Annotated in this window: 18 protein-coding genes, 1 tRNA gene and 3 pseudogenes; 10 read left to right on the top strand and 12 right to left on the bottom strand. The window is 67.9% G+C overall.

The genetic code is table 11. The features are described 5' to 3' along the window. Window positions 1–395: 395 nt before the first annotated feature. Window positions 396–833, bottom strand: coding sequence for a response regulator (locus ACIA79_RS27550; protein ID WP_399431045.1), 438 nt, complete (start codon window positions 831–833; stop codon window positions 396–398). A gap of 158 nt (window positions 834–991) precedes the next feature. Between ACIA79_RS27550 and ACIA79_RS27545 the strand changes: the two genes are divergently transcribed. Further along, window positions 992–1063: transfer RNA gene (locus ACIA79_RS27545), tRNA-Arg, on the top strand. Between the two features lie 162 nt (window positions 1064–1225). Here the strand turns inward: ACIA79_RS27545 and ACIA79_RS27540 are convergent. Then, a complete protein-coding gene (locus tag ACIA79_RS27540; protein WP_399431044.1) occupies window positions 1226–1507 on the bottom strand; it encodes a hypothetical protein in 282 nt (93 codons plus the stop codon). 106 nt (window positions 1508–1613) lie between these two features. Continuing rightward, window positions 1614–2498, bottom strand: a pseudogene (locus ACIA79_RS27535) (tyrosine-type recombinase/integrase); the annotation flags it as partial. A 5-nt stretch (window positions 2499–2503) separates the two neighbouring features. Between ACIA79_RS27535 and ACIA79_RS27530 the strand changes: the two are divergent. The 4 genes and pseudogenes from ACIA79_RS27530 to ACIA79_RS27515 all read left to right on the top strand — a co-directional run. Continuing rightward, window positions 2504–2632: pseudogene (locus ACIA79_RS27530) on the top strand (hypothetical protein); the annotation flags it as partial. Between the two features lie 254 nt (window positions 2633–2886). After that, window positions 2887–3501: a DUF4238 domain-containing protein gene (locus ACIA79_RS27525; RefSeq protein ID WP_399431086.1), complete on the top strand. Its 615-nt coding sequence runs from the start codon at window positions 2887–2889 to the stop codon at window positions 3499–3501. Window positions 3502–3850: 349 nt separating this feature from the next. Further along, window positions 3851–4036: pseudogene (locus tag ACIA79_RS27520) on the top strand (HNH endonuclease); the annotation flags it as partial. A 69-nt stretch (window positions 4037–4105) separates the two neighbouring features. After that, window positions 4106–4315, top strand: a complete 210-nt coding sequence (locus tag ACIA79_RS27515; protein WP_399431089.1) for a hypothetical protein — start codon at window positions 4106–4108, stop codon at window positions 4313–4315. Window positions 4316–4483: 168 nt separating this feature from the next. Here the strand turns inward: ACIA79_RS27515 and ACIA79_RS27510 are convergent, their stop codons facing one another. Beyond that, complete coding sequence (locus ACIA79_RS27510; protein WP_399431043.1) at window positions 4484–5170, bottom strand: hypothetical protein; 687 nt, start codon at window positions 5168–5170, stop codon at window positions 4484–4486. A gap of 1112 nt (window positions 5171–6282) precedes the next feature. On the opposite strand from ACIA79_RS27510, the gene ACIA79_RS27505 reads away from it, so the two are divergent. After that, window positions 6283–6660, top strand: coding sequence for a hypothetical protein (locus ACIA79_RS27505; protein WP_399431042.1), 378 nt, complete (start codon window positions 6283–6285; stop codon window positions 6658–6660). Window positions 6661–7224: 564 nt separating this feature from the next. Here ACIA79_RS27505 and ACIA79_RS27500 read toward each other — a convergent pair. The 3 genes from ACIA79_RS27500 to ACIA79_RS27490 form a co-directional block, all read right to left on the bottom strand. Continuing rightward, the gene (locus tag ACIA79_RS27500; RefSeq protein ID WP_399431041.1) at window positions 7225–8238 is read right to left on the bottom strand and encodes an HNH endonuclease; all 1014 of its coding nucleotides are present in this window, start codon (window positions 8236–8238) and stop codon (window positions 7225–7227) included. Then, window positions 8235–8891: a class I SAM-dependent methyltransferase gene (locus ACIA79_RS27495; protein WP_399431040.1), complete on the bottom strand. Its 657-nt coding sequence runs from the start codon at window positions 8889–8891 to the stop codon at window positions 8235–8237. Before ACIA79_RS27495 ends, ACIA79_RS27500 begins: the two co-directional genes overlap by 4 nt. A gap of 256 nt (window positions 8892–9147) precedes the next feature. Next, entirely contained in the window at window positions 9148–10374 is a 1227-nt protein-coding gene (locus tag ACIA79_RS27490) for a DNA sulfur modification protein DndB (protein WP_399431085.1), read from the bottom strand. A 1135-nt stretch (window positions 10375–11509) separates the two neighbouring features. Between ACIA79_RS27490 and ACIA79_RS27485 the strand changes: the two genes are divergently transcribed. Together ACIA79_RS27485 and ACIA79_RS27480 are read left to right on the top strand one after the other, a co-directional pair. Further along, entirely contained in the window at window positions 11510–11773 is a 264-nt protein-coding gene (locus ACIA79_RS27485; protein WP_399431039.1) for a CopG family transcriptional regulator, read from the top strand. Continuing rightward, on the top strand, window positions 11770–12183 hold the full coding sequence (locus tag ACIA79_RS27480) for a PIN domain-containing protein (RefSeq protein ID WP_399431038.1): 414 nt from the start codon (window positions 11770–11772) through the stop codon (window positions 12181–12183). The genes ACIA79_RS27485 and ACIA79_RS27480 overlap by 4 nt, the downstream gene beginning before the upstream one ends. Before the next feature lie 70 nt (window positions 12184–12253). On the opposite strand, the gene ACIA79_RS27475 is transcribed toward ACIA79_RS27480, so the two are convergent. From ACIA79_RS27475 to ACIA79_RS27455, 5 genes are all read right to left on the bottom strand, one after another. Further along, window positions 12254–12796 (bottom strand): hypothetical protein, encoded by a 543-nt coding sequence (locus ACIA79_RS27475; RefSeq protein WP_399431037.1) that lies wholly within the window; start codon window positions 12794–12796, stop codon window positions 12254–12256. Window positions 12797–13321: 525 nt separating this feature from the next. Then, the gene (locus ACIA79_RS27470) at window positions 13322–14053 is read right to left on the bottom strand and encodes a hypothetical protein (protein WP_399431036.1); all 732 of its coding nucleotides are present in this window, start codon (window positions 14051–14053) and stop codon (window positions 13322–13324) included. 51 nt (window positions 14054–14104) lie between these two features. Further along, window positions 14105–14743: a 4'-phosphopantetheinyl transferase gene (locus tag ACIA79_RS27465; protein WP_399431035.1), complete on the bottom strand. Its 639-nt coding sequence runs from the start codon at window positions 14741–14743 to the stop codon at window positions 14105–14107. After that, the gene (locus ACIA79_RS27460; RefSeq protein ID WP_399431034.1) at window positions 14740–15576 is read right to left on the bottom strand and encodes a metallophosphoesterase family protein; all 837 of its coding nucleotides are present in this window, start codon (window positions 15574–15576) and stop codon (window positions 14740–14742) included. Before ACIA79_RS27460 ends, ACIA79_RS27465 begins: the two co-directional genes overlap by 4 nt. Further along, the gene (locus tag ACIA79_RS27455) at window positions 15576–16343 is read right to left on the bottom strand and encodes a thioesterase II family protein (protein WP_399431033.1); all 768 of its coding nucleotides are present in this window, start codon (window positions 16341–16343) and stop codon (window positions 15576–15578) included. The genes ACIA79_RS27460 and ACIA79_RS27455 overlap by 1 nt, the downstream gene beginning before the upstream one ends. A 155-nt stretch (window positions 16344–16498) precedes the next feature. Between ACIA79_RS27455 and ACIA79_RS27450 the strand changes: the two genes are divergently transcribed. Together ACIA79_RS27450 and ACIA79_RS27445 are read left to right on the top strand one after the other, a co-directional pair. Then, window positions 16499–17812 (top strand): MFS transporter, encoded by a 1314-nt coding sequence (locus ACIA79_RS27450; RefSeq protein ID WP_399431032.1) that lies wholly within the window; start codon window positions 16499–16501, stop codon window positions 17810–17812. Next, on the top strand, window positions 17809–18024 hold the full coding sequence (locus ACIA79_RS27445; RefSeq protein WP_399431031.1) for an MbtH family protein: 216 nt from the start codon (window positions 17809–17811) through the stop codon (window positions 18022–18024). The genes ACIA79_RS27450 and ACIA79_RS27445 overlap by 4 nt, the downstream gene beginning before the upstream one ends. Window position 18025 lies beyond the last annotated feature (1 nt).

Raw genomic sequence — 18025 nt, 5'->3', positions numbered from 1 at the left:
GGTGCGGCGTGCCAGGCGCACGGGGCGCGGGGTGCGGCGTGCCAGGCGCACGGGGCGCGGGGCGCGGCGTGCCGGGCGCACGGGGCGCGGGGCGCCGCGGTGGACGGGGGCGGGGGTGGCGCCGGCTGGGGGCGACCCTCCGGCGGGCACGGTCACTCGGCGGATGCGGGGCGATGAAGCCCCGGGTGACCGCGCCGGGGCGTGGGACGCGACACGTACTGCGGTATGCCGGGACGTCTCCGGCGGGCACGGTCACTCGGCGGATGCGGGGCGAAGAAGCCCCGGGTGACCGCGCCGGGGCGTGGGACGCGACACGTACTGCGGTATGCCGGGACGACCGCGGGGCGGCGGCCTTACGCCAGGGGGCAGGGGCTCCCCGGTTCCGTCCTCCTGGCTCAGCTCCAGGTGCTGCCGGCTCGCCCGGCGCCGTGCCGGCCGTCGAGGGGCGGTGGCGGCGGCTCGCGGTGCATGAGCTGCTGCACGACCCGGATGAGGTCGTTGGGCTCGAAGGGCTTGGCCAGGAAGGCGTCCACTCCGGCGGCGAGTCCGCCGTCCACCTCCTGCCGGGTGCAGGCGCTGATGATCGCCACCGGCAGGTGCACGGTTCTGGGATCCTCGCGGAGCCGCGCGGCGGTCCGCAGCCCGTCGAGGCGGGGCATGACGACATCGAGGGTGACGACATCGGGGCAGACGCGGTGCACGACTTCCAGACACTCGGCACCGTCGGCCGCAGTCACGACCTCGAAGCCCTCAAGCTCGAGATTGACCCTGATCAGCTGCCGGATGACCCTGTTGTCGTCCACGACGAGCACCCGGCCGGAGACGCCTGACACAACTCGAGAGTAGGTCGCGATCCGGCCCTGCGTCCGGGTTTTCCCCACTTCCACCCCGCACGAGCGACAGCGCGCGTGTCGCCCTCCGGAAATACCTGTTCACAGGCACTGCCCGGGAGCTGGTAGGGTTCTACCCGTCGCCGCCAAGCGCAGCGAACGCCCCCGTAGCTCAGGGGATAGAGCAACGGCCTCCGGAGCCGTGTGCGCAGGTTCGAATCCTGCCGGGGGCACCCTGCATGAGGTGCCCAAAGACCCCGTCACCAGCGGAAACGCTGAGGCCGGGGTCTTCGCGTATGTGCAGGCGTGTGCGGCCCGGAGCGACCGTATGCCGGGGTCCGTGGACTATTCGTGGACTGACAACGGGCGACAAACGCCCAGGTCGGCCAGCGTTCTCACGCCATGGCCCGAGCCTCCACGAGCGACCGCTGCACGTCCCCCACCAGGTCCCGGAGGCGTCCGGGCTGCACGCCCTCATATTCCATCCACTCGTCGAAGCGAGGACGCAGGTGCCTCACCATGCCCGTCCCGTGGCGACGGAGCACCGAGCGATTGATCGAGATCTCTTCCTGCACCTCTCTTCGGAGATCATCGGTCCAGCCCTGCGCCCGGTCCTCCTCGCCCAGAGGAGCCTTGAGAGCGGTCACCGCTTCGTCGAGGACCGCGAGCAAGCTCATGGCGTCTCCCAGAGATCACAAGGTGCGCTGCACCGGTTCCTGTCAGCCCTTAAGCGGCGAAAGCCCCCGGAGAGTCCGAGGGCTCGGAGCCTAGCGCGGTACGGGATCACTCGTACTCGCGCAACAGCTCCTCGATCTTGCGGTTGGCAATCTCCTGCCGTCCGTCGATGCACTTGGCGTAGCGGCTCAGCAGGACCTCCACACTGTTGCCCGCACGTTCGGCGACCTCCGTCGGGTCCACCCCGGAGTTAAGCCAGGTCGACAGCGCCGAGTGCCGGAGGTCGTACCGGCGAGCCGCGAGCGGGGAGGCGACTGCGGCCGGCGGAAGCGCCAGCGCACGGGCCTCCTGCCAGACGCGGTAGTACGTCGAGGAGCCGACCACTCCCCCACGCTCGTTCGTGAACAGCCACCCGTCCTCGGCGGTGCCGAACGTGTCGAGGCGCTGCCGGAGGATGGCGACGAGTTGGGGCGGGACCGGCACGAGCCGGACTTCTTCCGCAGGCCGGTTCTTCAGGCCCCGGTCGTCGTGGGTCTCGCCGGAGTCCGTCCACTGTTTGCCGACGCTAGGGCGCGTTCGGTTCAGCAGTACCGTCCCCCAGCCAGCCGCGGGCAGCCTCAGGTCCGCATCAGTGAGGCCGACGGCCTCAGCCGGGCGCAAGGCGCCGTAGTACATGCAGGCGAACAGGCCGACGAGTCGGCGACCACGAGCTCGGCCGTACCCACCGACGTACGAAACCGCAGTCAGCAGGGAACGGGCCTGCGCGGGATTGGCGACCACCCGGGGATCGACTTCGCCGGCGACCTTCGGCTTCTTCCAGCGGATGCCCGTGATCGGGTTCTCTTTGAACTCCCCGAGGTCCACTGCATAGTGCAGCGCGTTGACGAGTGTCCGACGCTTGCGCCGGACCGTCTCGGCGGCTGCCGCTGTCCCGTCGAGCTTCAGTTTGAGCGAGTCCAGGACGGCCCTGCCGATCGCAGCGTCACCGAGGTCCGGCTCTGTCTGACGGGTCCCTTTCGGATGTCTTCGAAAAGGCATTCAGTGAGATCGAAGGTTCGGCTGCCGAGGCTCTGAGACGCACTCTCGCGGGAGCATGGCCAATCGAAGGTGAGGCCAGAGAAGCGTTCGCCACATGGGTCGCACTACAGCATCTGCGTTCGGAGGATGTGAGGTCCGGCCAAGGTTATATGAATGCCGAGATGATCCGGTTAATGGTTGGTGTTTCCGGGAAGGGGGCCTTGCGCTCCCTGATCCAAGCTTCGGAGTCTCGACCGGTTTCCGACCATGAACTGGACTACGAGTGGCGGGACATCACAAATCCTGGTGGACCTGACATAATCCCAGATGCGAACCAGCATGTTCGCCTGCTGCGACTAGCCTACTGCCCACCACGGCGGCCTATCTACGCGACTTCCATTGGACACTATTCCGTTTCGATAGACGATCCATCGCCACGTCTGACCACCCCGTCACTCTCAGAGTGGCACCCGATCACCCAAAGCGGCAAGGCGCAGGCATTGCTACGGCGGGACCCTTTCTGGTCCCCCTGAGCCGCAGAGCTGCCCTAACAATACAACCGCGACGCAGATTCCCGCAGTTGACAACGGGGGTGGAGCGAGTTCCGGACTTCGCAGCAAAAGGAACGACTGCTATCGCGAAAAGTATTAATCAGGAGACAGCAGCGAGGGCGCGTAAATATGTATATCACCATCCTGGTGAGACGCCCCTGGAGAGACTGTATTTGCCGAACCTGGAAACGCGCGACCGGCCATCGATTAGCAACACTGAAGGTCTAATTCGGGAAGAAGGACTATTCAGCGGGATGACGGATGAGGCGCGGCGCGCACTGTCAGTGACTAGCATTCCAGGAGAAAGTGATAGAGGTATGAGCGTTGATGATATTCCATGGCCGATACCTGGTCGCCGTGCTAGATCTGCTAGTCGGCCCACCCAGGCTGGCCGGCGTGTCGTGAACAACGCCCTAGACAATTCCTGACATCCACAGGTGAAATCAACGACAGCGGATGGCGGCGGACACCAGCAGCGGCGTGCGGCACCGGTAGACGATGTGGGCCCCCGTCGGGTCGGGTGTGGAACGAACTCCTAAGGCGGTGGTCAGGTCGCCGTGGACGGTGAGGACGAACCCGACCGACCGAGCTTCTTCGAGGTCCTGACCAGCCGCATTGCCTGAGGCCCGCGCGGCCCCCTCTCGCCGTCGTCACTTACCACGCATAAGTGGCGCATGAGACACACTCGAACAAACTCATGCACGGACGACCTGCGCTCCGCCAGCCTGGCCGAGTGCTGCTACGTCTTCCAACACACGTGGCCCTCTCCCTTCCTGGGTGCGCGAAGCCGTGCTGTCGGCTGCCGGCGGATGGTGCACCTACTGCGGGAGCATGGGAGTTCGCGCCGAGGTAATCGACCACGTTGTGCCTCTTGAACAGGGGGGCGCCGACGACATCACAAATACGGTTCCTTCCTGCCGCTCCTGTAACGCGAGCAAGAGGGACCGCACTCCAGCGCAATGGAAGAAGAGCTTGGAGCGTCGGCATTACGGTCCTCCCAGGTGGTGGGACGACCCGCCATACCCCGACATCATGAACTACACGGACGCCGTGCTGACGACCCTAGTTAGCGAGGCGCAGAGTGAGGTGCTGGCAGCGGCACTCCCCTACCAGGAGCGGGCCGCTGCAAAGATGAAGGCCCATGTCGATCGGTTTGACGCGAACCTCCGTAACCTCACTCCTTCCCAGCGGAGGGAGATCTCAGGGGCGCTGGGTGCTCTAACTGATAAATACGACAGCTGACAGTGCCTGCCGAGGTGACGTCCGCACCGCAAGCGCACCAGATCGAGCGGGTAACAGCGGGGAACACGGTGAAAGAGACCCAGCCCGGAGAGGCCGCACCTCAGCCGTTCGCCCAGGCCAGTGCCCAAATCGGCTTCAAGTGATCGCAGCTTCCCATGCTGAGGTCATTTAGGCCTCCACATGACCGTTCAGGTCGAACATCAGCCACTCGAGCCAGGCCGCCGTGACGCCCAAGGAGCCGGCCCACTCGTGCACGGCCCCCACATAGGCGGCGTATCGAGCTGTCCAACGACGTGTACTCGCTGCCTCTCTGCTGGACCAGCCAAGCGCGTTGAGGGAGCGGAAGACACGGGCATCCAGGATCAAGGCACGCTCGCACTCGGCATCCCGGTCATCAATGGTGGCAAACCACTTGGTAAAGAACGACCGCCTCACTCCCCGCACGGTGAACGCGGTGTACGCCCGGGTTAGTTCGCCGACACGGACAGCGCGTCGCGTCGCTTCCAGAACGTGTGGGAGCCGGGCATCGCCGAGGGCAACACTGGTGTAGCGCGGTGCTCGCCCATTGGTTGTCCCTGCTCCCCAGATCATGACCGCGACGAACAGGTCACGGAGTGCTTCCGGGTCGTCGCCGAGCGCTTGCCGCGCCGCAGCAAGGTCATCGCGGCTGATGACGCGGTCGCCTGGCGTCAAAGTGGTGTCCGTTGCCCCGAGCCCGAGCACATGTGCCACCCCATGGGGCTCCAGCCAGGGACGCCAAGTCGCAGGGCGGAATCGAACAGGTGCCTGTCGACGGCCACGATGCACCTCAACGAGCCGCCTCAGCCGTTCCAGCATGTCTTCCTGGGATGCCATGGGAACAGCATGTCGCCCCTGGCCACCGGACACGCGGCACAGCAGCGAAATAGAGCAAACCGTCCTCGCCCTCCAGCCTGCTCACCGGGCCGCAGGGCGGCCGATATGGCCGTCAGCCACTGACCCCACATAGAGTTACGGATCTGGAGTTGCCGTGCCCCATCCACGGCCCGATGGAGCGGTGAGCCGCGGGGAACACAGGGCGGCCATAGCGACCGGACATGAGTACGGCCCTCGAACCTACTCCCAGGTCAAAGGCCGTTCTCGTCGTTCTCAAAACAGAGGCGGTGGAATTTGGACCCACGGTGACATCGCTGCCACGACGGTTTTCAAGCTCGAAGACGGTCCCGCTCGGCCGGGCCAGTAGCCCAACCGTGGCCTCAAGACTTGCCTCCGAGGAGCACGACAATTACCACGACGACCGTGAGCAAGATGGCTGCTCCCCACCAGTCCTTCGGCGTCCTTCCCGGACGCTGCGGGCGCTTGGATGCCCCGACCATGAGTCCACATCGCCGGCAGAAATGAAGACCGGGCCCCCACACCTTCCACTGGGCCGCGCATCTAGCACACCGGACTAACCGACCCTGATCCACCATCCAAACAGCCTAACGCTGCAACCCGCTTCACGGTGTACGAGTCCCAAGCCTCACCTGTAGTCGCATCGAGGGCTCGACAACTGGCCTGACCCGGGTGCGGCCAGTGAGGCCACACGGTGGACGACGAACGGGAACCTACCCGGAGGTGTGCAAGATCGTGCTGGGAGTTCTTGGAAGCGCAGGCAGCGAGGCAGGCCCCTGCTTCGGCTTAGAGGATGAGGACGGCACTAGCTCAACTCTGCGTGCCACGGCCGTGCCAAATGCAGTGGTCAGCCACGGCCAATAAGGGCAACTGCCGGGCAAAGACATCCCTGATAGCTCGGCTACGCAAGCCGCAGGTCACGGGAAGGACGCCTCTCCCTCACTCCTAAAGCGGTGCTTCTGTACCTCCTTCATGGCGGGCGGAAGTGGCGGACTGGTCCCTCGTCCACGCGGCGGCAGGACGAGGTGTACAAGTAGGGCAGAGGGACGGTATGAAGTGCTTCTTGATCCACATGTCCTAGAGGGGGGACGCGCATGCTCGGCAGCGGAAGGACCCTGAGCAGCTTCAAGGTCGGAGATAAGGTCACGGTCAAAGCGCCAAGCGACAGGCCCCTGTACCACCATGGGTCACACGGAACCGTCGTCACCATCGGCACCAAACGGGTCCATGTGAAGATGGACAAGGCTGCCTTTGAGAGCCACGACGGAGAGGTCGCGAACTTCCTCCCAGGTGACTTGGAACCTGGGCACGTTGGAACACCCAGAAACTCCGATCGCATGGACGATGCCTTCAGCGCCCTCAAGCTCGCGGCCGGCACCGATCTCGTGGCCGTGGCGACGGAAGCTGGCATCATCACTGCCGAGCAGGGCGAGCAGATCAAGGTTGCATGGGCCAGCCACTTGCAGAGCTGACGAGTGCAGCCATGCCGCAGCCCAAGTCGCCAGGGTCAGTGTCTAACTGCGTGACAACGCCGACGAACAGCGGCGGAGGAACGTGGACGTCTGCAGACCGTCAGAGCAGGTCGGGGGCACGACTGCCCAAGGTAGAAGCCCCACCCAAATTGCTTCGGGACGAAGCGGTCGCTCCGTTAGGGTGCGCCGCATGACCAACGACGCCCCGGCGTGTCCCGAGTGCAGCCAGCCCATGAAGTCCGGCGGCATCGTCCTCTCCAAGCGGGAGGACGATGGCCAGCGGACGTGTCGGACGCTATGGAGGTGTACTGGTCGGCATGCCTGGTGGCGCTGGGCCGATCGGCCGGATGAGCCTTTGGAGGCATGTCCGGTGCCGGAGCTGTTCCGCTGACATCAACGCCCCCGTATAAGAACGACACACAACGGTCACGGACAGCACCGACGCACGAGGCGAGGCCTGACCAAGCCGGGGTTAGATCAAACTCCTAAAGCTGCTCATCCGCCACGATCACTTCTGAGCCATGCACGCCGTCCGTAATTGGCCCAGGACTCCTGGGGTCGGACTCAGACTGCTATCTGAACCGCTCCCAGGAACTCGGTCCACGAGGGCGCCCTTTGTCCGGGCAGGGCGTGTTTCAGACTGAGTTGCAGTGCCCTGCGCAGAGGATGGGGGGACTGCGTGATTGCATCATTCCGGGCCGCGAGTCGGGCGAGTTCGGCCAGGGTGGGCAGTCGGTCGCTCTTGGCTCCGTTGCAGGTTGCATGTGCGGGGGCAAGGTTCCACAGGGCGTCCAGATCTGGACCGTGCCAGGAGCCGACGCTGTCGAAGCGACGCATCAGGGAGAACGGGAAGACGTGGTCGACGGCTATGGCTTCCCCCGGGGCCAGAACATCGCCGCAGATCAGGCAGCGGCCGTGTTGAAAACCGACCGTGGCGTCAACGATGCCGGTCACCGAGCGGCGTCGGCGTTTGTCGGTGATCTTAAGGGTGTTCCAGTCGACCGTGACGCCTTCCTCGACGAGGCTGCGCCCGACGCCGGCAGCGAAGGAGCTCTCCACGATGCTCCAGCGTGCACCCAACTCCGCGGCTAGGCTGGACGCTTGCTCAGATTGTGCCAGTCGCAGCAGGTCAGGAGTCAGGCGCACGACACGCTGCCGTCCCGTCCCTGCCAGCTCGTAGAAGGTGTGGGGCACCGCAGTTTCACCGCGGAGATTGTGGAACTTCTGCATCACCATCATCGGCATGGAACGCACTGCGGCTGCCAGCAGACGCTCGGTGGGGCGGCCGGCCTCCAGCGTCGCGGCTCTCTCCTGCTCAGCGACGGTGAGGAAGTCTTTCTCGCCCAGCTCCGCCGTCTGCGGCGCCTGCGCGTCCTGGGCCAGATGCTGCACCAGGCCCAGGCTGTAGGCAGCGGCGAGTTCGGCAAGGGCGATCTCCTCTCGCCCGGTCCGCCCGAACTCCAGCAGGGCCTGCCCGAGAGCGAACTTGTGGGTGCGCGAGTTGGCCCCCATCAGCACTGCCAACCGCCACGACGCGCGCGCCGAGGAATCCTGGGCGTAGAATTCGCGCCCGCTCACTCGCCCCCCTTGCGCAGGACAACCGTCTGCCACCACACCTCGGCACGGCCGAGCCGGTCCGCGCCCACCTCTACCAGTCGCACCAACTGCAGCGCCTGCCGCGCCCCGTCCCGCACGACCTCCTCCGCGGGCACATCGAACATCACCCGGTCAGTCGGCGGGACTCCGCGCCGAAGCGAGACGACCAGCAGCCCCGCCGGAGTCAGCAGCGTGGCCAGCCGTTCCATCGCCTGCCCACGCTCGGCCGGCGCCAGGTGCATCCACACAGCCGACAACAGCACCAGCTCAAAAGGCCCTTGCAGGTGGGACAGTGCGGGCAGCGAGTCCTCGACCCAACGGACGTCCTCGCACGGGTTGAGGCTCTGCGCGACCTCCCGAAGCTCACGGACCGGCTCCGCCGCCACCACCTGGTAACCGCGCCGCGCGAGTGCCACAGCGTCCCGCCCAGTGCCAGCACCTACGTCGAGCACCTTCGCCGACGTCGGCGGAAGCAGATCCAACACCCCGCCATGCACTTCCTCGAAGGTGACGCTCCCGTACCTCTGCCCCAGCAATTCGGCGCGCTGCGCGTAGTAAGGCTGGACGCCCACAGTGGGCTGGCCCACCGCCGACGACTCGTCGAGGTGAGGGAAGTTCTCGCCTATACCAACCATGGCCTCAAGCTACGGGACCGAACTGACAACGGCCGACACATGAAGACGAGGGGTGGGTGTGGAGTCATTCGGCACCCCGGGCAGACGTGCCAGAACCATGCCAGGTCGTGCGGGAAGCCGCGGGGAACACCGAGGAACACCGCGTGATCAAGGTGTCAGTACGAGGGGGTCCAAGAGGAAACGCGGCCACGAGCTGCAGGCCCAAAACAGAATCGGCTCCTGCCCAAACTCGCTGGTCAGGAGCCGAGACCTACAGCTAGAACCGTCCGCGGATCTGCTTACCCGTCTCGCTCTCCGGGTGGTTCAGCGCGTCGTAGACCTTGTGTCCGGAGTCACGGGCACCGCCCGCCCAGGAGACGGCCCCCCGGTCGGTCACCTTGGCCGCGATGCCGCTCCAGTACTTCGCCTCACGCTCCCACTGGATACCTTCCAGCATTCGCTCCAGGGTGATGCCCTCGGGCATGGGGTCGGCGCTCCAAGACATGGTGCGGTTCATGGTCGCGCCGAGGCCGGCCACGACGGCGGGGGCGGTGACGGCAGTCTTGGCGTGGAAGAGCGCGGCGTTCTCCTGGAGAAACGCGCCCACCGTCTCCATGACCTCACGCTGAACGATCGCCTTGTCCGGTCGGTCGCCGCTCTCGTTGGCGGGGATGTCCTCATGCTCGATGCCGGTCGACGCGGCGTGGATACCGGCCTTGCCGAGCATGGCCGTGGCGATGAGGGTCCGCAGGACCGACATCGTCATCCACTCCGGGGCCTTGTCCGACACCTGGCGCTTGCCGGTGAGGATCAGGCTGGACAGCGGAACCGTGGTTTCCCCGGCCGGCACCTTCAGCGACTCCATCAGCTTGCGCGTCACGGTGGTGCCGAAGTCGCGGCCGTCCATGGACATGGCCAGGGACTTGTCGACCGGAACGCCCTTCAGGTTACGGTCGTGGAAGATTTGGCGGGCCGCCATGACGCTGATGCCGTGGAAGATCTCGAACGACAGCGGGATCGCGCCGAAGTCGCAGTCCTCCAGGCCGTACGCGCCCGGGTGCTTCTTGATCCGGTGCCAGGCGGTGACCTGGGTCTCGCTGTCGAGAGCGTAGAGGCCGTCCTTGATCGGCAGGGCCGACGAGCCGTCCTCAGAGATGATCAGCGGGCGCGGCGACCACAGGGTGATCTGCGGCAGCGACCAAGCGTCGTCGTAGTCCCCTCGCAGGCCGGCCGCAATGTAGTCGGCGTACTCGCCGACGTTCTTGGCCTTCTTGCTGCCCGCAGTACCCAAGAGCCGCTGGATCTCGGCGCGCGTGCGGGCATACTCGCTGATCGGCTGACCGGCCTTCTGTGCGCGCTTGGTGGCGTCCTCGACCTCCTGGGGATCGTTGACGATCGCCAGGAGGTTTTCACAGTCAATGACTCCGTTCGCCATGACCCCCTTGCGGATCTCTCGAAGGTCGACGGGCAGGCCGGTGGTCACCGGCTTCAAAGACGTCGGCATGCTCAAACTCCCCACCCCTCGGGCGCCACGTTGACGCACCGTCACGTGCGATGACGCTAGCGGACGCACCGTCAGGGCGTCAACTGAGGTGACCGAGAATCCCCCATCGCTGTACCGCAGTTAGGGATTTCGGACTGCGGTGGATCCATCTACCCTGCAGATGCGACCGCGGCGGGCAATTCTCGGTCACTTGAGCCATCCGCGGACACGGCGGTGGCCCCAGGAGCGCATTTTGATCAGCTCAGGTGATGACGGTCACGCTCGCGTATCTGACTCCACCGCAACCGCTCCGGACGACGTCTGACCACCAGGGACTGTTCCGGTCGATTCGCCTAGTTCAGACCAAGGGGAGATGGAGCGTAACGAAGATGCGGATCAGCACCGTCCCGCCGCGAGTAGCCCGGCTGACAACCGCCGGAACGGACGCATGGGACAGCACAGGATCGATTGCAGGGGCGCAGGTCAGAGGGCGCGAGCTTGAGCAGGTTGCCAAGGACTATGGGTTTGCCACGACGCTCCCGCAGTGGCAGTGGCCCGGGGACCTTCACGCACGGTGATGTACGCGGTCAGCGTGGACTATCCGTGGACGAGCCTCGGGCCATCGTGGGTTCATAAGGGTCTGACCGGTGCTTTTCTCCAGGACTCAAGGACCCTCCGGAGCCGCGTGCGCCGGTTCGGATCCTGCCAGGGGCTCTCAGCGTGATCCACCTGTCGACGTGCCGAACTGCCAGAAATGTTGGGTCGGTCTCTGTCTCACTGAGACCGACCCTTCGTCGTTGCCCGGCGCTGGTCACGCGTGCGTGGTGCTTGAGTAGCAGGCACACCGCCAGGAGTCTCTCCTTTCCATCACGGGCTTCCGCCTCGTCCGGAAGTTGGGTGTGCCCGGCGCCCTCACAAGGACGTCGCCCCGACAAGCGACGAGTGGGTGGCCTTGCCCACTGGGGAGAAGGTTGCCGGCGCGGAGCCTCACTCATCGCGGGCCACTTGGGGCCGGCCCGTGAGTCCGCGCTGTCATGGTGTTCCTTCGAGTCGACACCGGTCGCCTTGCCCTCGGCATGAAGGTTCTCGCCGGGTGCACGCGGGGCCGGCCGGATTTCCCCGCTCGGCGGGTAGGATATGAGGTAGGATGGATCGCATGAGTGAGCCCACCGGCAAGTACTCGATCACCATGCCGCGCGACATCGCCGAAGCCGCCAAGGCTCGCAGCGGTCCTTCCGGGCTGTCCGCGTACGTTGCTGCGGCCGTTGCCCGTCAGATCGAGCGGGACAACCTCAACGAACTCATCGCCGTCGCCGAGGCCGAGCACGGCCCCGTCTCCGAGGATGAGGTCCAGGCCCTGCGCGATCAGCTCGCGGAGGCGCGGCGTGCGCAGACACAGGGCGGAGCCAGCGCAGCGTGAGCCGCTCCCCCGCCGTGCCGGGTGGCACCCTCGTTCTCGACAGCGAGGGGCTCGCCAAGGCCGTTCTGCGCAGCCGAACGGTCACCGGCTGGCTCGCTCTGGCCCGCGCCGACGACCTGCGCGTGATCACTTCATCGGCCACCCTTGTCGAGGTGGTCCACCCGCGCATCAACCGCCCGGCCCTCGAGTGGACCCTCTCCCGCCTGGTCGTCGAACCGGTCACCGAACCGATCGCCCGCCACGCCGCTGCCCTTCTCGCCGACGCCGGCCTGCACGGCCACAAGTACGCCATCGACGCCATGCTCGCCGCCACGGCCCTGGCCGCACCCGGGCCGGTCACGGTCCTCACATCCGATCCCGAAGACCTCGCCGCCCTGTGCGGTGGTCGTGTCACCGTCATCAAGGTGTGACCCGGAGGGGCGGGTGGTTGCCTGTTCCCACTGCGGCAGTCCGCCTGGGAAGGTCCGCACGCGCCGGCTCTCAGCCCTCCCCCTCCCCCCGCTCCCACGCCCGTGGCCAGTTGCCCGACGGGGGCGGGGGGCCCGTGATGCCCAGGTCGCGGCGGGCCAGGGTGTAGAAGTCGTCGCGGGCATGGCTCATCCGGCGGACCGCCTTCTCCCAGCCGGCCGGGTCGTCCTTCAGGCCGCGGGCGTAGAGCTCGACGTTCCACACGGCTTCGTGCCACGTGCGGGCCGCGGCGATGGTTTCGGCGTCGCCGATCAGCAGGACCGATTCCCATTCGGCCGCGCGACGTGCCTCGGCCTCGGCGAGTTGGGGGATGCCCTCGTCCGGGGGCAGGGGGTCGACCGCGTGCTGGAAGCCCCGTGCCGCCCCTATGCGCTGGGCGAGGTTGATCTGGTGCTTCAGGGTGTTCGCGTACGACGCGTAGGTGTCCAGGCGTCTCTGGTCCCAGCGCTCGGCCTTGGCCCGGCGCCAGCGGCTCCGTTCCGTCAGGCTGGTCGCCACGTAGGAGCCGACGGCCCCCACGAGGACGCCGGCCAGGGCGGGCACCTGTTCCCACACCGCCGATCCCCCCTTCGGCTCGCACGGACGGTCGGGGCCACAGTGGCATGTCCGCGACGTGATGTCGAAGGGTCGTGCGGGCGTGGCGGAGCCCGGGAGTCGTATCCAGCTCCCGGGCCCCTGGGGATGCCACCCGTTGTGCACGCCAGTGGCGTTTAAGAGGACGGATCAGTCATCAGGCCGTCGTGTTCTTCCTTTGAACTACCGCACCGCGAGAGGTGCAGGCCGGAGTCGAACCAGCATCCGGCGGCGTTCGTCCGTCCTCGGTCGATCTGGCGATCGGTGGCGATGCTGAGACTGGAGCGAGAGTCTGAGATTGATCGCGGGTGCCTCTGCCATGTTGGGCCACCCCGGCCCGTGAGTGCCGGGGGAAGGACTCGAACCTTCACCTGTGCCGCGTCGTTTCAGGCTGAACGTCAGTTTCAGCTTGCGCCCATCGCGCGGACCGGGCCTCATTTCCGGCCCGCGCCTGTTGCGCACCCCCGCGCTCTCACGCGGGGGCGATCGTGGGTGCTGCCCGCGGCCTCAGCCGAACAGGTAGCCGAACACCGCGTCGCCCACGCGGCGGTCCGTGACCTCCGTGCCGTTCGCCTCCTCGCGGGCGAACTTCACCGCCTGCTGGAGTTTCTCCACCCGCTCCAGCAGCTCGTTGACCCGCCGGGCCGGGAGGGCGCCCGAGAACTTCACCGTCGTCCAGTAACCGATCGGGACGTCCTCGTAGTACACCTCGACCTGCGCCGGGTGCTTGTCGGTCGCCTCCGCCTTCACGTGGTTGCGCGGGACCTTCTTCGTACGGATCGTGCGGACCGGGTCCGTCTTCCACCAGTCCGTCGACGGGTCGAGCGACCAGGACTCGGCGGCGTCCAGCACCGGGAGCTTCTTCACGAAGGTGTGCAGGTCGGTCAGCTGCTTCTCCAGGAAGAGCAGGTAGCTCACCGGGGCCTCGGCGATGACGGTCCGCCCGTCCACGACCACGTCCGCGCGGGCCGAGCAGTTGGCCCAGTCCTTGGTCGCGGTCACGTCGAACAGCCGGGTCAGCGACGCGGACATCTCCCGCAGTACGTCCTCGGCCTTCACCTGCACCCGGGTGGACTCGGGCGGCAGCTGCTCGCCCTCCTCGTCCTTCGGCTGGTACGTACGCGAGATGCCGGCCAGCAGCGCGGGCTTCTGCACGGTGTGGTGGGCCGCGGTGATGTCCTGGAACGACTTGCTCTTGACACCCTTTTCCACGGCGATGATCTGGTTGAGCTTCGCCACGAATCCCCCTTCGAATGGCAGGACGTTATCGCACTGCCGTGCGCTTCGGCCTCAGGTTTTCGTCGCCGCCGTCACCAGCAGGCCGTCGCGGGACAGCCAGTTGCCCGTGAGGGTGGTGAAGGGCGCGTCGACCAGGATGCGGGCCGTGAAGGTCGAGGAGGCGGGGTCCATGGTGATCGTGGCCTCGTGGAAGTCGAGCCAGCGCCGCGTCAGCGGGTACCAGACCTTGTAGACGGTCTCCTTCGCGCTGAACAGCAACCGGTCCCAGTGCACTTCCGGGTGCCGCGCCGCCAGGGCCGCCAGGTGCGGGCGCTCCTCGGGGAGGGTCACCAGGGCCGTGACGCCGTCGTCGGGGAGCGGCAGGTTGGGTTCCGCGTCGATGCCGAGGGCGGCGAGGGCGGTGCCGGGGGCGACGGCGGCGGCGCGGTAGCCGGCGCAGTGGGTCATGGACCCGATGAAGCCGGGCGGCCAGCCGGGGGCGCCCTTGGGGTCGGGCAGGATCGGCGCGGCGGGGGCGCCCAGCTTGGCGAGGGCCTCGCGGGCGCAGCGGCGGACCGTGGCGAACTCGCGGCGGCGGGTCTCGACCGCCCGGGCCACCAGCGCGGCCTCCTCGGGGAAGAGGGTGTCGGTCGTGTCGTCGGCGAAGGATTCCACCGCGGCGACCGAGGGCGGGAGCAGTTCTTCGATCATCGTGTGGTCCCCAGGATGCGTACCGGCAGGGTGGGAGGGGCGGAGCGGGACGTCCACTCGCGCGGGTAGCCGAGCGACACCTCGTGGTGCGGGACGCCGTCCCGCACGATCAGGCGCGGGATGTGGAGGTGACCGTAGACGACCGCCGCCGCCCGGAACCGTACGGGCCAGTCGTCGGTGGCCTCGGTGCCGCACCACAGGGCGAACTCCGGGTAGCGCAGGACGCGGGTGGGTTCGCGCACCAGCGGGAAGTGGTTGATCAGGACGGTCGGCAGCTCCGGCGGGATCTCGGCGAGCCGGGCCTCCGTCGCCCGGACGCGGGCATGGCACCAGGCCTGCCGGCTCGGGTACGGGTCCGGGTGCAGGTAGAACTCGTCGGTGCAGACCACCCCCGCCTCCTCCGCGAGCCGCATGGCCTCCTGGTGGGTGCGGGCGCCGGCGGGGCGGAAGGTGTAGTCGTACAGCAGGAACAGCGGGGCGATCGCGACGGGGCCGCCCTCGCCCTCCCACACCGGGTACGGGTCCTCGGGGGTGGTGACGCCCAGCTGCCGGCACAGCTCCACGAGGTGCGCGTAGCGCTGGTCGCCGCGGAGCTGGACGGCGTCACCGGGGGTCGTCCACAGCTCGTGGTTGCCCGGTGCCCACACCACGTGCGCGAACCGGTCGCGCAGCAGGCGCAGCGTCCACTCGATGTCCTCGACGGTCTCGCTGACGTCGCCGGCCACCAGGAGCCAGTCGTCGTCCGTCTGCGGCCGCAGCCCGTCGACGATCTTGCGGTTCTCGTCGTACCGCACGTGCAGGTCGCTGACCGCCAGCAGCCGGCCGGCCGCCATCAGACGGCGTCCGCGGTGCGGCCGGACACGGCGAGGGAGCCGAGGGTGGCGCGGACGATGCCGGCCACCTCCTCGGTGCGTTCGTCGAGGTAGAAGTGGCCGCCGGGCAGGGTGTGCAGCGCGGCTCCGGCCGTGGTGAGCTCCCGCCAGGCGGCGGCGGACGCGACGGGGACCACCGGGTCGCTGTCGCCGACGAGCACGGTCATGGGGGTGTCCAGCGGCGGGCCGGGCCGCCAGGCGTAGGAGCGGAGCGCCCGGTAGTCGGCGCGCAGCGGTGGCATCACGATCTCCATCAGTTCGGTGTTGTCGAGGATCCCGTCGACCGTGCCGCCGAGCAGGCGGATCCTCGCGATGATCTCCTCGTCGGTGGTGAGCCGGTCGAAGCCGTTCCCGTGCGGTGCCGGTGCGGCCCGGCCGGACAGGAACAGGTGGCGCGGGCCGCTCATGCCCCGGCGCTCCAGCTCCCGGGTGAGCTCGTACGCGACGAGGGCGCCCATGCTGTGGCCGAAGAAGGCGAAGGGCCGGTCGCACAGGGGTGCCACGGCGCTTGCCAGGGCGTCCACCAGGCGGCCGATGTCGTCCAGCGACGGCTCGGCGCGGCGGCTGTGGCGGCCCGGGTACTGGGCCACCAGGACGTCGGCGTCCGGGGCCAGCCGCAGGCTCAGCGCCCGGTGGGCGACGGCCGCGCCGCCCGCGTGCGGGAAGCAGAACAACCGGGGTCCGCCGCCGGGTGCCGGCGCGAACCGATGGAACCAGTCACTGTCCATGTGCTTTTCCCCCGTGGTGTGGTGACGTGCCATCACCCTACAAAGAACGGTTGATCGAGTCGGTCTCCTGTGCGAAAGTTCGAGCCGTGCGCAGGTCCTTACGTGTGGAGGGCGGCACCGAGTCACGAACTCACCGCCCTGGCCGCTTCGCAGGGATGGGGGGATTCTCGGTCATCTGGGCCGGGCAGGTGGTGTCGCTGGTCGGCAACTCCGTGCTCCGGTTCGCCTTCGTCATCGAAGCGTGGTCCGCGGGTGAGCGGGCCACCGCCGTCACCCTCCTCTCGCTGTGCGCACTGCTGCCGCAGGTGCTGTTCAGCCCGGTGGCGGGCGCGCTGATCGACCGGTGCAGCAAGCGGGCCGCGCTCCAGCTCGCCGATGCCGGCGGACTCCTGGTCGTGGCCGTGCTGTGCGCGCTGCACTTCGCCGGCGGCGGGCTCCAGACGTGGCAGGTGTACCCGGCCGTCGCCCTGCTCGGCGTGTCCGCGGCCTTCCAGTTCCCCGCGATGGCGTCGGCCGTGCCGATGCTGGTGCGCGCGGACCAGTTGCAGCGCGCCAACGGGATGCTGGCGAGCGCCAAGAGCACGGCCGAGATCGCCGGTCCCGCACTGGGCGGCCTGCTGGTGGCGTTGTCCGGGATCGGCTTCATCCTCGTCGCCGACCTGGTCAGTTTCGTGCTCGCCCTGGTGGCCGTCCGGGTCGTGCGGTTCACGGGGGACGGTGCGGGGCGCGCGCCCGCCGCGGCGCGCAAGCGGATCCTGCGGGAGGCCGGGGAGGGGCTGGGCTATCTGTTCCGGCAGCCGAGCCTGCGCGACCTGATGCTGACGTTCTGCGCGGTGAACCTGGTGATGGTCTTCGGGTTCGCCGCCGTCCAGCCCATGGTGCTCGCCCGGACCGGGAACGACTCCGCGGCGCTGGCGAGCGTCAACACCGCCATCGGGATCGGCGGCGTCGCGGGCGGGCTGCTCATGGCCGCGTGGGGCGGGCCGCGCAACCGGGGCCGCGGGATGATGGCCGGGATCATCGGCATGTGCCTGTCCGCCCAGGTGGCGATGGCCCTGGCCGGCGGGGTCGCCGGGTGGTGCGCCGCCATCCTGGCCGGCGCGATGATCATGCCGCTGGTCAACGGGGCCATGCAGTCGATCGTGCAGACCAAGGTGCCCCAGGAGTGGCACGGCCGGGTCTTCGGCGCGGTCATGTTCCTCTCGCAGATCTCCGTACCGCTCGCCACCGCCGTGTCCGGTCCGCTCGCCGACCGTGTCTTCGAACCGCAGGCGGCCGCGGGCAGCGGGGTGTTCGTGGTGCTCGGGCCGGTCCTCGGGGACGGCCCCGGCAGCGGCATGGCCGCGATGCTGCTCATCGCCGGGCTCTCCGGCATCGGCGTGGCCCTGTGGGGGCTCGCGCGGCGCTCCGTGCGCGACATCGACGTACTGCTGCCGGACGCGCAGCCGACGAAGGGGGAAGAGGGATGAGCGACGTTCCCACCAATCCGTTCGAGGACGAGGACGGGCTGTACCTGGTCCTGGTCAACGACGAGGGGCAGCACTCGCTGTGGCCGGACGGCATCGACGTGCCGGCCGGCTGGACCACCGCCCTCGGCGCGAGCCCCCGGCGGGACGCCGTCGCGTACGTCGAGACGCACTGGACCGACCTACGGCCGGCCGGCGTCACCGGCGGCTCGTGAC

The sequence above is a fragment of the Streptomyces sp. NPDC051310 genome, assembly GCF_044455245.1.
GTDB lineage: Bacteria > Actinomycetota > Actinomycetes > Streptomycetales > Streptomycetaceae > Streptomyces.
This window is presented reverse-complemented; position numbering and strand designations above follow the sequence as displayed.

Bases quoted from the DNA above. Each gene is read 5' to 3' on its own strand.
- ACIA79_RS27540 (WP_399431044.1), bottom strand. From the start codon at position 1,507: ATGAGCTTGCTCGCGGTCCTCGACGAAGCGGTGACCGCTCTCAAGGCT.
- ACIA79_RS27515 (WP_399431089.1), top strand. From the start codon at position 4,106: ATGAACTACACGGACGCCGTGCTGACGACCCTAGTTAGCGAGGCGCAG.
- ACIA79_RS27510 (WP_399431043.1), bottom strand. From the start codon at position 5,170: ATGGCATCCCAGGAAGACATGCTGGAACGGCTGAGGCGGCTCGTTGAG.
- ACIA79_RS27505 (WP_399431042.1), top strand. From the start codon at position 6,283: ATGCTCGGCAGCGGAAGGACCCTGAGCAGCTTCAAGGTCGGAGATAAG.
- ACIA79_RS27495 (WP_399431040.1), bottom strand. From the start codon at position 8,891: ATGGTTGGTATAGGCGAGAACTTCCCTCACCTCGACGAGTCGTCGGCG.
- ACIA79_RS27490 (WP_399431085.1), bottom strand. From the start codon at position 10,374: ATGCCGACGTCTTTGAAGCCGGTGACCACCGGCCTGCCCGTCGACCTT.
- ACIA79_RS27485 (WP_399431039.1), top strand. From the start codon at position 11,510: ATGAGTGAGCCCACCGGCAAGTACTCGATCACCATGCCGCGCGACATC.
- ACIA79_RS27465 (WP_399431035.1), bottom strand. From the start codon at position 14,743: ATGATCGAAGAACTGCTCCCGCCCTCGGTCGCCGCGGTGGAATCCTTC.
- ACIA79_RS27460 (WP_399431034.1), bottom strand. From the start codon at position 15,576: ATGGCGGCCGGCCGGCTGCTGGCGGTCAGCGACCTGCACGTGCGGTAC.
- ACIA79_RS27455 (WP_399431033.1), bottom strand. From the start codon at position 16,343: ATGGACAGTGACTGGTTCCATCGGTTCGCGCCGGCACCCGGCGGCGGA.
- ACIA79_RS27450 (WP_399431032.1), top strand. From the start codon at position 16,499: ATGGGGGGATTCTCGGTCATCTGGGCCGGGCAGGTGGTGTCGCTGGTC.
- ACIA79_RS27445 (WP_399431031.1), top strand. From the start codon at position 17,809: ATGAGCGACGTTCCCACCAATCCGTTCGAGGACGAGGACGGGCTGTAC.